12 protein-coding genes and 1 pseudogene are annotated in these 12,283 nt (G+C 35.8%); 7 read left to right on the plus strand and 6 right to left on the minus strand.

Annotation, left to right across the window (positions count from 1 at the left end):
• Both NO995_RS06435 and NO995_RS06440 read right to left on the minus strand, forming a co-directional pair.
• Entirely contained in the window at positions 1-915 is a 915-nt protein-coding gene (locus NO995_RS06435; RefSeq protein WP_258226759.1) for an ABC transporter ATP-binding protein, read from the minus strand.
• 47 nt (positions 916-962) lie between these two features.
• On the minus strand, positions 963-3,047 hold the full coding sequence (locus tag NO995_RS06440) for a prolyl oligopeptidase family protein (protein WP_258226760.1): 2,085 nt from the start codon (positions 3,045-3,047) through the stop codon (positions 963-965).
• Between the two features lie 181 nt (positions 3,048-3,228).
• Here NO995_RS06440 and NO995_RS06445 point away from each other — a divergent pair, with 181 nt between their 5' ends.
• The gene (locus NO995_RS06445) at positions 3,229-4,185 is read left to right on the plus strand and encodes a M28 family metallopeptidase (RefSeq protein ID WP_258226761.1); all 957 of its coding nucleotides are present in this window, start codon (positions 3,229-3,231) and stop codon (positions 4,183-4,185) included.
• 58 nt (positions 4,186-4,243) lie between these two features.
• Here the strand turns inward: NO995_RS06445 and NO995_RS06450 are convergent, their stop codons facing one another.
• From NO995_RS06450 to NO995_RS06465, 4 genes are all read right to left on the minus strand, one after another.
• A complete protein-coding gene (locus NO995_RS06450; RefSeq protein ID WP_258226762.1) occupies positions 4,244-5,233 on the minus strand; it encodes an aspartate-semialdehyde dehydrogenase in 990 nt (329 codons plus the stop codon).
• A gap of 150 nt (positions 5,234-5,383) precedes the next feature.
• Complete coding sequence (gene mscL / locus NO995_RS06455) at positions 5,384-5,785, minus strand: large-conductance mechanosensitive channel protein MscL (protein WP_258226763.1); 402 nt, start codon at positions 5,783-5,785, stop codon at positions 5,384-5,386.
• 64 nt (positions 5,786-5,849) lie between these two features.
• The gene (alr, locus tag NO995_RS06460; RefSeq protein ID WP_258226764.1) at positions 5,850-6,956 is read right to left on the minus strand and encodes an alanine racemase; all 1,107 of its coding nucleotides are present in this window, start codon (positions 6,954-6,956) and stop codon (positions 5,850-5,852) included.
• Positions 6,949-7,602 carry a thymidine kinase gene (locus tag NO995_RS06465; protein WP_258226765.1) on the minus strand — a complete coding sequence of 218 codons (654 nt, stop codon included), beginning with the start codon at positions 7,600-7,602 and terminating at the stop codon, positions 6,949-6,951. Before NO995_RS06465 ends, alr begins: the two co-directional genes overlap by 8 nt.
• A 106-nt stretch (positions 7,603-7,708) precedes the next feature.
• Here NO995_RS06465 and NO995_RS06470 point away from each other — a divergent pair, with 106 nt between their 5' ends.
• The 6 genes and pseudogenes from NO995_RS06470 (at position 7,709) to NO995_RS06495 (ending at position 12,279) form a co-directional block, all read left to right on the plus strand.
• Entirely contained in the window at positions 7,709-8,452 is a 744-nt protein-coding gene (locus tag NO995_RS06470) for a hypothetical protein (RefSeq protein ID WP_240572550.1), read from the plus strand.
• On the plus strand, positions 8,452-9,126 hold the full coding sequence (gene rsmI, locus NO995_RS06475; protein WP_240572551.1) for a 16S rRNA (cytidine(1402)-2'-O)-methyltransferase: 675 nt from the start codon (positions 8,452-8,454) through the stop codon (positions 9,124-9,126). The genes NO995_RS06470 and rsmI overlap by 1 nt, the downstream gene beginning before the upstream one ends.
• 21 nt (positions 9,127-9,147) lie before the next feature.
• The gene (locus NO995_RS06480; RefSeq protein WP_258226766.1) at positions 9,148-9,492 is read left to right on the plus strand and encodes a HopJ type III effector protein; all 345 of its coding nucleotides are present in this window, start codon (positions 9,148-9,150) and stop codon (positions 9,490-9,492) included.
• An 80-nt stretch (positions 9,493-9,572) separates the two neighbouring features.
• Positions 9,573-10,143: pseudogene (locus NO995_RS06485) on the plus strand (uracil-DNA glycosylase family protein).
• Positions 10,144-10,234: 91 nt separating this feature from the next.
• Complete coding sequence (locus NO995_RS06490; RefSeq protein ID WP_258226767.1) at positions 10,235-11,245, plus strand: dipeptide epimerase; 1,011 nt, start codon at positions 10,235-10,237, stop codon at positions 11,243-11,245.
• Positions 11,246-11,250: 5 nt separating this feature from the next.
• A complete protein-coding gene (locus NO995_RS06495) occupies positions 11,251-12,279 on the plus strand; it encodes an aminotransferase class I/II-fold pyridoxal phosphate-dependent enzyme (RefSeq protein WP_258226768.1) in 1,029 nt (342 codons plus the stop codon).
• The last annotated feature ends 4 nt before the right edge of the window (positions 12,280-12,283 follow it).

Consider the following 12,283-nt stretch of genomic DNA (forward strand, 5'->3'; position numbering starts at 1 on the left):
CTATTTTAAGATTGACAATTGAATTTCTTCATTGGATTTTAATGCATGGTCATGTTCAAAAAGTATAGGATTTCCGTTTAAATCGGCTTCTATAAGATAGGTAGTGCCTCTAAAATATATTTGTTTAACCGTTGCTTTTAAAGCACCTTCGCTGTTTATTTTCAATTGGTGTGAGTAAACAATACCATGATTTTCTATCTCATTATATTCACCAAAAAATGAAGCTATTAATTTGTTTTGCGGATTGTTAAAAAGGTTTTTAGGCGTATCCTGAGCCATGATTTTAGCATTGTGTAGCACAATCATCTGGTCTGAAAATGCCAATACATCATCTTTATCATGGGTTGCAACAATACAGGTAATCTGGTTGTCTTTTAAGTATTTAAAAAGGCTTCGCCTTAGTGATTGTTTTTTAAAATTATCGATATGACTGAAAGGTTCATCTAACAGTAAAATTTCAGGTTCTTTAGCAATGGCTCTGGCAATGGCTACACGTTGCTTTTGTCCGCCACTTAATTCTTTAACTTTAATATCTGCATAAGTTTCTAATTCCACGACTTTAAGAAGCTCGTTTATACGTTTCTGTTTTTCTTCAGGGTAGAAATTAGATAAGAAGGCACCTATGTTTTCGGCCACAGAAATGAAGGGCATTAAATCGAATTCCTGGGCTACGTATTTCATAAAGTCATAGCCAACAACCAAATTATACTCCGGTCCTAGAATTTGATTATCCTTCCAGTAAATTTCTCCTTCAGGTAAATCGTAATAACCGTAAAGTAGTTTTAAAAGGGTGCTTTTTCCGGAGCCACTTTCACCAATAATAGAGAGGTGTTCTCCTGGTTTGGCGGAAAATGAAATATGATCTAAAATAGCCTGTTTCCTGTAACGAAACGAAAGGTTTTTTATTTGTAACATGTTGTAAAAGTAGGTTAAAAAATGATTGAAAAGAAAGGGGTCGGGCTTTATAATGTACTTACATTTTCTAAATTTTCTTCAATTGAATTAGGTAAAGTTTTAAAGCCCATATTGTAAAGCGTAAAACCAAAAATATCGGCGTATTCTTCAATGGTTTTACTAACTGGAGTTCCTGCGCCATGACCAGCATCGGTTTCAACACGAATCAAGGTTGGGTTATTTCCAGTTTGTTTACTTTGTAATTCAGCTGCAAATTTAAAGCTATGTGCGGGGACTACACGATCATCATGATCGCCTGTCGTAATTAATGTTGCAGGATATTTAATACCCGATTTTACATTGTGTAACGGCGAATAGTTTTTTAAATATTCGAACATGGTTTTATTGTCTTCAGCGGTACCGTAATCGTATGCCCATCCGGCACCTGCAGTAAAGGTGTGATAACGTAACATATCTAAAACGCCAACGGCAGGGAGAGCTACTTTTGCTAAATCAGGACGCTGAGTCATCACAGCGCCAACTAATAAGCCGCCGTTTGAACCGCCGCGAAGCGCTAAGTATTCCGAGGATGTGTAATAATTATCTATGAGGTATTCCGCGGCAGCTATAAAATCGTCGAAGACATTTTGTTTCTGAAGCTGTGTGCCAGCATCATGCCATTCGCGACCATATTCACCACCACCTCGTAAATTAGGCACTGCTAAAATACCGCCCTGTTCCAGCCAAATGGCATTGGTGATGCTAAAGGCAGGCGTTAAGCTAATGTTGAACCCGCCATAACCGTAAAGCATAGTCGGGTTTTTCCCATGAAGTTCAATGCCTTTTTTAGAGGTAATGAGCATAGGTACTTTGGTGCCGTCTTTTGAGGTGTAAAACACTTGTTTACTTTCGTACTGCTCCGGGTTAAAATTTATACAGGGTTGCCAATAGGTTTTAGTGTTTCCGGTTTCTGGATTCAGTTCAAAAATACTGGCAGGTGTTTTATAGTTAGTGAAACTGAAATATAATTTAGAGGCCTCTTTTTTTCCTGAAAAACCACTGGCTGTACCTAAGCCCGGAAGTTCAATATCTCTAATGAAATTGCCTCTCCAATCGTATTGTTTTACCTGAGAAATGGCATCAATCATATAATGCGTAAATAAATAACCGCTGCCTTTGGTAGGTGTTAAAACATAATTTGTTTCTGTAATGAAGTCTTCCCAATGTTCAGGCGTCGGATTTGAAGCCTCTACCTTTACAATACGTCGGTTTGGTGCATCTAAATTGGTGACTAAAAATAAGGTTGAACATTCGTTATGAATTACAAAAGTATCGGTGTAATCCTCATTTAAAATAGTTATAAAATCACTTCCAGCAACCGATAAGTCTTTTATTAAAAGCTTATTTCCAGAGGTTGATATTCTTGGAATGATAATTAAATAGCGATTATCACGTGTAACATGTGCATTGATATAACGATGCTTTTGTTCCTGTGTTCCGCCATAAACAAGTGCATCTTCTTTTTGAGAAGTTCCTAGTTTGTGGTAGTATACTTTATGCTGATCTGTTTTTGCCGAAAGTTCACTACCTACAGGCTTATCGTAACTTGAGTAATAAAAGCCTTCGTCCTTATACCAGGAAATTGTACTGAACTTAATATCTTTTAAAGGGTCTTCTAAACTAGCTTTGGTTTCAGCATCAATAATAATCACTTTACGCCAGTCACTACCACCTTCAGATATCGAATACGCTAAAAGCTTACCACTTTTAGAAAAACTTAATTCATCAAGAGATATAGTGCCGTCTTTTGAAAACGTATTGGGGTCAAGAAAGATTTCAGCAGAGTTCTCTCCTTTTTTTCTGTAAATCACACTCTGATTTTGCAGACCGTCATTTTTAGAAAAATAGGTATACCCGCCTTCAATTGAAGGGGCGCCAATTTTTTCGTAATTCCATAAATGAGATAATCTGTTTTTTAAAGTATTTCTAAATGGAATAGTATTGAGATAATCAAATGTGGTTTTGTTTTGTGCTTTTACCCAGGCTTCAGTTTCAGTACTTCGGTCATCTTCCAGCCAGCGATAAGGATCTTTTACATCAATACCAAAATAAGTATCTACAACATCTACAGTTTTCGTTTTTGGATATTTCACAGGCTATTATTCTCGAGGGTTTGTTTTGCTAAATATGGAAAAATCGAATTGAAAAAACAACTAAATATGGAATGGATTTAACGAAAAATAACGAAAATGGTTCAGTTTACGTTGTTCGTCTTAAAAGTTTATGTGGTTCGTCTTTAAATTCGTTATTTTATTTTTTTATAAAAATTAACTTATGAATAAATTCTTATCAATTGCATTGGTTTTAGTAGGTTCTTTCTCTGTATTTGCTCAACCCGAGGTTACAGAAAAGGAGATTGAAAGCCATATTAAATTTTTAACCTCTGAAAAAAATGGTGGACGTTATCCAGGTAATAAGGCGAATAAACGTGTAGTGAAATACATTATTAAAGATTTTAAATCTTCGGGAATAGAGGCCTTTGATGAAGGTTACAAACAACCGTTTGAGGCTAAGTTACGAGTTGCTGAAGGTGAGCCAGAAAAACCATTGGCGCCTACGTGTAATGTGGTTGGTTTTATTGAAGGAAACGATCCGGAATTGAAAAACGAATACATTGTTTTAGGTGCACATTACGATCATTTGGGACTTGGCGGACCGTCATCGAAGTCTGATAAGAAAAATGCTATTCATTTTGGAGCTGATGATAATGCCAGTGGAACAGCGGCTTTGTTAGAGATTTCAGAAAAATTAGCAGCACATAGAGGCGAATTGAAACGCAGCATTATTTTTATTGCTTTTGGAGCGGAAGAACAAGGTTTATTGGGAAGTAAATATTTCACAGAACACCCTTTAGTGCCTATTGAAAATATTAAGTTGATGATTAATATGGATATGGTTGGAAGGTTGAATGATAAAAAACAGGTGTATATGGGTGGTGCTGGAACGTTTCCGGGAGGAGTCGATTTTATGAAAGACTTAGGTGTTTCATTAGGATTAAATCCGGGAGTGCATGCGGGCGGAGTAGGAGGTTCAGATCATGTCTCGTTTTATAAAAAAGGCATTTCGGTTTTAGGAATGCACACTGGTGGACATCCGCAATACCATACACCAGAAGATACTTTAGAGTTTATTAATCTGCCAGGAGAGAAAATGGTTTGTGAGTATATTTTTCAAACGATTTTGAAGAAGGCATCATCAACAGACGAAATTTATTTTATCAATCAGGATTAAATAAAAAAAGCTCCTGTAGAAATACAGGAGCTTGATATAGTCTCATCTAGTTATGCTGTTATACTAAGTTATTTTCTACTAAGTATTCAGCAATTTGAATTGTGTTTGTTGCAGCCCCTTTACGTAAGTTGTCGGCAACAATCCACATGTTTAATGTATTTGGTTGAGATTCATCGCGTCTTAAACGACCAACAAATACCTCGTCTTTATCGTGCGCTAAAATTGGCATTGGGTAAGTGTTTGTAGCCGTATTATCCTGTAAAACAACACCAGGTGTTTCACTGATTAACTGTCTTACTTCAGCTAAATCGAAATCGTTCTCAAACTGTACGTTTACAGATTCACTGTGTCCTCCTGAAGTTGGAATACGAACTGCAGTTGCTGTTACAGCGAAAGAACTGTCACCAAAGATTTTTTGAGGTTCTTTAGCTAATTTCATTTCTTCTTTAGTGTAACCATTTTCCATAAACACATCACAGTGTGGTAATGCATTTCTACCAATTGGATAAGGATACGCCATTTCACCTTCAACACCAGCAATCTCATTTTCTAACTGTTGTACAGCTTTAACCCCGGTACCAGAAACCGATTGGTAAGTTGAAACAACGATACGTTTCATTTTGTAAGCTTCGTGAAGTTTTGATAAAGCTAAAACCATCTGAATTGTAGAACAGTTAGGGTTAGCAATAATCTTATCGTCTTTTGTTAATTCACCTGCATTAATTTCCGGAACGATTAATTTTTTTGTTGGATCCATTCTCCAGGCAGAAGAGTTGTCTACTACAGTAGTTCCAGCTTCAGCGAATTTAGGAGCCCATTCTAATGAGGTGTCACCACCTGCTGAAAATATAGCGATTTGTGGTTTCGCAGCAACAGCATCAGCTAAGCCAATAACAGTAATCTCTTCACCTTTAAATGTTATTTTTTTACCTACAGAACGCTCTGAAGCGACTAATAATAATTCTGTAACAGGAAAGTTACGTTCTTCTAATACTTTTAGCATCACTTCGCCAACCATACCAGTGGCACCAACAACAGCTACTTTCATCTTTTATAATAGTTTAAATCTTGTTCTTAATTTTTTCGAGTGACAAAACTAACTATTAATTCCATTTTAAAAATAAAAAAAAGCCTTAGATTCTTTAAAACCAAGGCTTTTTAACAACAAATAACACATTGTTATTTATTTAACATTTAGTTATTTTTTAAGCAGATCGCGAATTTCTGCAAGTAAATCTTCTTGAGATGGACCTTTTGGAGCTTCTGGTGCAGGCTCTTCTTTCTTCTTCATTTTGTTAACACCTTTAACTAACATGAACATAACAAAGGCCACGATAATGAAGTCGATAACATTGGTTAAAAACGCACCCCAAAGTACAGACACTTCACCTTCTACAACACCCTCGGCATTGGCAACACCTTCTGTTATAATCCATTTTAAATCTTTGAAGTCTGATTTGAAAATTAAACCAATAAGTGGAGATACAATACCTCCGGTAAACGAAGTAACCACTTCTTTAAATGCAGCACCCATTACAAAACCGACAGCGATGTCGACTAGGTTGCCTTTCATGGCAAATTCTTTAAACTCTTTTAACATATGAAGTTATTTTATAGTTAGTGTTTTACTAAAGTAGTTAAAATCTTTAAAACCTGTAAACGATTTATTTCAAAAATACACGTTTTACACGTTGAGATACAGAGGTTAACAATTCGTAGGAAATGGTATTTGCTGTTTCGGCAAAATCCTCAGCTGTGGTTACCGCATCAAATACAATGGCCTCGTCTCCTTCTTTACAGTCAATATCGGTAATGTTAACCATAATCATATCCATACAGACGTTGCCTACAATATGTGCTTTTTGGCCATTAATAACCACGTAGCCTTTACCGTTGCCGTATTGTCTGCCAATACCATCGGCGTGACCTAAAGGTAAGGTGGCGGTTCTAATAGGAGTTTTACTGGTGAAGGCTCGGTTATAGCCTACCGATTCACCTGGTTCAATATTGTGAATTTGAGAAATAACCGTTTTTAAGGCACCTATCGGTTTAAAGTTTTTGTTTTCTTTTTCTGAATTGCCGTAGCCATAAAGTCCGATGCCACTTCTTACCATATCGAAATGGGCTTCCGGATAATTTAAAATCCCCGATGTGTTACACATATGCATTATGGGTTTAAAACCAATAGCTTCCGATAAGGTTTCAGCAATACGTTTAAAGGTATTGATTTGATTCATGGTAAATTCGCGTTCGTTTAGATCTTCACTGGCTGCTAAATGTGAAAAGATAGATTTCAGTTTAATTGCCGAACTAGCATTTAAAGTTTCAGCTAAATAATTAACCTGATGTTCAGAAAAACCTAATCGGTTTAGACCCGTATTAAATTTAACATGCACAGGATAGTTTTTATAGTTTAAACTTGATGCTACTTCTATAAATTCCTTTAAAATTTTAGGACTATATAAGTTAGGTTCCAATTGGTGTTCCACTAAAGTTGTAAAGCTTACGGTTTGCGGGTGAAGTACTAGAATAGGCTTGGTAATGCCCGCTTCTCGTAGTTGTACACCTTCGTTGGTATAGGCAACGGCAAAGTAATCGACATTTAACTCTTCTAAATAATTGGCAATTTCGCAGGCATCGCTGCCATAAGCAAAGGCTTTAACTACAGCTAAGAATTTTGTTTCCTTAGGTATTCTTGACTTTAAATGATTTAAGTTGTGTTTTAGCGCTTTTAAATCGACTTCTAAGATGGTCTCTTCCGCTTTAGGCATTGTTATCGGTATCTTTGGGTTTTGGAGTAAGTTGTTCAGCATCGTTTACCTTAATGTTTCTCACTTTATCTCGCATAGTCGCTTTATAATAAGCGGCACGGCTTAAAGGCTCGTATTCGTCGGTTTCTCCTAAAAGTACTAAGCTGTCGTTAGCAGATTTTCTATAGCTATATTGGGCTAAATTACCTGTTCTGGTGCATACGGCATGTACTTTGGTTACATATTCGGCAGTAGCCATAAGGTTAGGCATCGGACCAAACGGATTACCTTTAAAGTCCATATCCAGACCAGCGACAATAACACGAACCCCTTTATTGGCTAAATCGTTACAAATGCGTACTATTTCATCATCAAAAAACTGGGCTTCATCAATGCCTACAACATCGCATCCATCGGCAAGAATAGGAATATTAGCAGCTGCAGGAACGGGAGTTGATCGAATTTCGTTATCGTCATGCGATACCACCATTTCATCATTATATCGGGTATCGATAGCCGGTTTAAAAATTTCAACTTTCTGTCTTGCAAACTGGGCACGCTTTAACCGGCGAATCAATTCTTCGGTTTTACCGGAAAACATTGATCCACAGATGACTTCAATCCATCCAAATTGTTCTTTATGATTTACTGTATTTTCAAGAAACATTTTGTAAATTTAACACTAAAATAAAGCGATTATATGTTTTTATAAAGGTGAACTAAATTTATTAAAAATCAAAAACCTTAAAGACATTAATTTTAAAAATATAGCTATGAAGAAGAAACTAGAATCTGAGTTAGTCAGTATTGCACATAGAATTCTTAAACTCAAGGGTAGAGAAGATGTTGTTAAAATGCATACCGAAGCGACACTTCTTCTGGAAAAGCTTTCGGTATTAAAGTTTGCCTACGAAAATTATGACGGTGAGTTGCCTGCGATTTCTGATGAAGAAAACTTTTTTGGTATGATTGATTCAGCTTTTAATGATAAGATTAGTGATAACCGTGAAATAGATGACAGGTTATTTATTAATCTTGACGAAAAGGAGGATGATGGTATTATGGAGCCAGCGATTGAAAAAATAAAAAATATGGTGGCTTTTATGCCGGATATTGATCTGGACTCGAAACCAACTTTAGAGGATATTTTACCGAAAACGCAGTATCATAAAAACGATTTGGAAGATCTTACTGCAGATTATAAAAATATGCCTATTTTCGACCCCGTTCCGAAAGAGCAGAACGGCCATTCAAACGAAAAAAAATCCTTAAACGATAAACTGAAAAATGGCGGATTAGCCATTGGTTTAAATGATAAATTAGCATTTATAAAACATCTGTTTGAAGGGAATGGCGCTGATTACGATCGTGTAATTTCTCAAATTAATACTATTGGTTCTTTTGTTGAAGCCAAAGAGTTTATACAGACTATGGTTAAACCGGACCATCAGGGTTGGGCAAATAAAGAGGAGTACGAGACGCGATTTATGGAGATTATTGAAGGTAAATTTAATTAATGAGTAAACTTTACATAGTACCAACACCCATTGGGAATTTAAAAGATATGACCTTTAGAGCTATTGAAGTTTTAAAGGATGTCGATTTAATATTAGCTGAAGATACCCGAACTTCGGGGAAGCTTTTAAAGCACTTCGAAATTTCAACCCACATGCAATCGCATCATATGCATAATGAGCATAAAACGGTTGAAACGATTATTGAAAAATTAAAAAGCGGAACAACGGTTGCCTTAATTAGTGATGCCGGAACTCCGGCCATTTCCGATCCCGGATTTTTATTAACCCGCGCTTGTATAGAACACGGAATCGACGTGGATTGTTTGCCAGGAGCAACCGCCTTTGTGCCTGCTTTGGTGAATTCCGGAATGCCGAATGATAAGTTTGTATTTGAAGGGTTTTTGCCTGTAAAGAAGGGACGTCAGACACGATTTTTATTGCTTGCCGAAGAAACCCGAACCATGATTTTTTACGAAAGTCCCCATAAACTGGTTAAAACCTTAGGGCATTTTTGTGAGTATTTTGGTGAAGACAGACAGGTTTCAGTTTCACGTGAGCTTACTAAATTATATGAAGAAACGGTTCGTGGAACCGCCAAAGAGGTTTTAGAACATTATACCAACAAACCTCCAAAAGGAGAAATTGTGGTTGTAGTTGCTGGAAAAGGAAAATAATTGAATTTAGAATAAAGAGAAATGACATTAGAAACATTTAAAGCAAAATTACTAAGTACACCTGAAGCCGTAGAATTTAATGATACAATGGCAGCTGTTGAAGCTAATTTTGAATTTACGCCAACCGCTTTTAAAAACGGGGAATTACAAAATGAAGCCGGACAAAATTCAGGATCTTGTAAATTATTTGCTTTCGCAAAACATCAAAATTTTACAAAAGAAGAAACTTTAGCCTGCTTTGGTAAATTTTATTTTGATGAGGTATTAAACGATCCTGACGGAACAGGTCACCAAAACATTAGAAACTTTATGAAAACCGGATTTGAAGGTTTAATTTTTGAAGGCGAGCCTTTAGCAGCTAAATAAAGGTTTTAAAATTTTATATATTTAAAACGCTTTAGTGTCTAAGTGATACTAAAGCGTTTTTGTTTAAATAGGAAACGTAAATGGAAGACTTATTACAAAACATAAAACAATGCACACTTTGTAAAGATGAGTTGCCTTTAGGTCCAAGACCGGTTATGGTAGCACACCCGGAGTCTAAAATTGTTATAGTAGGTCAGGCACCGGGAACCAAAGTACATGCATCGGGTATTCCGTGGGATGATGCCAGTGGTAAGCAATTGCGTAGTTGGTTAGGTGTAACTCCCGAACAGTTTTATAATCCTGAAAATTTTGCCATTATTCCTATGGGGTTTTGTTATCCCGGCAAAGGAAAAACAGGCGGATTTGCCGCCACGCCCCGAATGTGCTCCAAAATGGCATCAATTAATATTTGATGATTTAAAACAAGTGGAGTTGGTGCTTTTAATTGGCATGTATGCTCAGAATTATTATCTGAAAAATGAAGCTAAGAAAACACTAACTGAAACCGTGAAAAACTACAACGAATACTTTCCAAAATATTTACCCTTACCGCATCCATCACCTCGTAATCGTTTTTGGCTTACCAAAAATCCATGGTTTGAATTAGATGTCTTACCAGAACTAAAAGGAAGAGTTCAGGCTATTCTATAAATCAAAATTGTAGGATTTTATATTCTGTTGGAAATGTGGTTTATGAGCTTTAATTTATTATTTTTAGATTTCAATTAAAGCCCATTTCTTTATGAATCTTCAACTTAAAGCTTTCGATTTAAAATTAAAGCACACATTTACAATTTCGAGAGAATCTCATGATATACAACCCAGTTTAATTGTTAAGTTAAGTTCTAAGGGATTTACAGGTTATGGAGAGGCAACGTCGAATCCATATTACGGAATAACAATTGATAAACTGATAAAAGATATTACCGATGTAAAACCATTTATAGAATCTTTAGATGGTGTTTCTCCTGAAGAATTCTGGCAAAGTATTTATAGTAAATTAAAACATAATATGTTTGCTATCTGTGCTCTAGACATGGCTTACAATGATTTATATGCCAGATTGCAGGGTAAAATGCTTTATGAACTTTGGGATTATGATATTAGTAATAATCCGTTAACCAATTATACTATTGGTATTGATACCGTTGATAAAATGGTGGCTAAAATGCAGGAGATGCCATGGCCCATTTATAAAATTAAATTAGGGACAAAAGACGATATTAAAATAGTTGAAGCATTACGAAAAAACACAAATGCTGTTTTTAGGGTTGATGCGAATTGCGGTTGGCAGGTTGAAGAAACGTTGAAAAACGCTAAAGCATTAAAACTATTAGGGGTTGAATTTATAGAACAGCCTTTACCAGCAAACAACTGGGATGATCATAAAGAAGTGTACTCTAATTCGGTATTGCCTATTATTGCCGATGAAAGCTGTCAGGTTGAAGCTGATGTTTTAAAATGTTATAATCATTTTCATGGGGTTAATGTGAAGTTGGTTAAGTGTGGTGGGTTAACTTCAGCAAAACGGATGCTTTTGGAAGCCCGAAGTTTAGGAATGAAAACTATGGTAGGATGTATGACGGAGTCTTCGGTAGGTATTTCAGCTATAGCGCATTTATTACCGCTTCTGGATTTTGTAGATATGGATGGTGCTTTACTGCTTTCTGAAGATATTGCCGAAGGGGTAACTATTACTGATGGCGTGGTAACTTACAGCGATTTGAATGGAATAGGTGTAAAACTGATTTAGTTTATATGATTATAGATTGTTTTCCCGATAGGCTTATTTCTCAGAATAATGAAACATTTCTATATTTTGGCGGTACGTCTTATTTAGGCATGGCTACATTACCTGCTTTTCAGGAACGGTTATTTAAAAGTATTAAACAGTGGGGAACCAGTTATGGAAGTTCTCGAAATGCTAATGTTAAATTGGCTGTATACGATGAATTTGAAACTTTGTTTTCAAAATTTATTGGAGCTGAAAGTGCCTTAACGGTGTCTTCTGGTATGCTGGCAGGTAGACTCGTAATTGAGTATTTTAAGAAGAATAAATGTTCGTTTTATCATTACCCCAATAGTCATCCGGCTATTTTAGATTCTAATAGTCAGTCTGTTTTTGAAAATGGTTTTTTACATCCAGATTTAACAAACGCTATTAAAGAAGATGTGATTATTGTTTTAGATGCTATGTTATCTTCCGAAGTTTATCCAACATCATTTAGTTTTTTAGAACACATATCGGAAGCTAAGCAAATCACTTTGATTATTGATGAATCTCATAGTTTGGGTATTGTAGGGCCATCGGGCGAAGGTGTTTTTAATACCGTTGAGAACAAAAATATTCACAGAAAAATTATGGTGTCTTCATTAGGTAAAGCGTTGGGATTATCTGGTGGTATTATAGCTTCCGATGTTGATTTTATTGAAAAACTGAAACAGGAAAATCTATTTATTTCATCATCTGCTGCAAATCCTGCGTATTTGGACGCATTTTTAAAATCTAAAGCATTATATAGTCTGCAAATGCAGAAGCTCAAGGATAATTTAAAATTCTTTTTTTCAGAATTGCAGTTGTCCTCTAAATTTAAATATGATGTGAATTATCCTGTAATTTATTGTAATGATGAATCTGTTTACAAGCTTTTGTATGATAACGGTATTCTAATAGCGAATTTTAAGTACCCCAATTATGAAGGACTAATGAGTCGAATTGTTATTACGGCCAATCATACTCAAGAGGATTTGTTGAGGTTGAAGACGCTATTGCAAAAAATTATATAAAAAA

Origin of the sequence: Aestuariibaculum sp. M13 (assembly GCF_024723255.1) — a bacterium.
Lineage (GTDB): Bacteria > Bacteroidota > Bacteroidia > Flavobacteriales > Flavobacteriaceae > Aestuariibaculum > Aestuariibaculum lutulentum.

Excerpts from the sequence above, each read along its gene's own strand:
- NO995_RS06435 (WP_258226759.1), bottom strand. The coding sequence starts at position 915 with ATGTTACAAATAAAAAACCTTTCGTTTCGTTACAGGAAACAGGCTATT.
- NO995_RS06470 (WP_240572550.1), top strand. The coding sequence starts at position 7,709 with ATGAAGAAGAAACTAGAATCTGAGTTAGTCAGTATTGCACATAGAATT.
- NO995_RS06450 (WP_258226762.1), bottom strand. The coding sequence starts at position 5,233 with ATGAAAGTAGCTGTTGTTGGTGCCACTGGTATGGTTGGCGAAGTGATG.
- NO995_RS06445 (WP_258226761.1), top strand. The coding sequence starts at position 3,229 with ATGAATAAATTCTTATCAATTGCATTGGTTTTAGTAGGTTCTTTCTCT.
- NO995_RS06490 (WP_258226767.1), top strand. The coding sequence starts at position 10,235 with ATGAATCTTCAACTTAAAGCTTTCGATTTAAAATTAAAGCACACATTT.
- alr (WP_258226764.1), bottom strand. The coding sequence starts at position 6,956 with ATGCCTAAAGCGGAAGAGACCATCTTAGAAGTCGATTTAAAAGCGCTA.
- mscL (WP_258226763.1), bottom strand. The coding sequence starts at position 5,785 with ATGTTAAAAGAGTTTAAAGAATTTGCCATGAAAGGCAACCTAGTCGAC.
- rsmI (WP_240572551.1), top strand. The coding sequence starts at position 8,452 with ATGAGTAAACTTTACATAGTACCAACACCCATTGGGAATTTAAAAGAT.
- NO995_RS06480 (WP_258226766.1), top strand. The coding sequence starts at position 9,148 with ATGACATTAGAAACATTTAAAGCAAAATTACTAAGTACACCTGAAGCC.
- NO995_RS06465 (WP_258226765.1), bottom strand. The coding sequence starts at position 7,602 with ATGTTTCTTGAAAATACAGTAAATCATAAAGAACAATTTGGATGGATT.
- NO995_RS06495 (WP_258226768.1), top strand. The coding sequence starts at position 11,251 with ATGATTATAGATTGTTTTCCCGATAGGCTTATTTCTCAGAATAATGAA.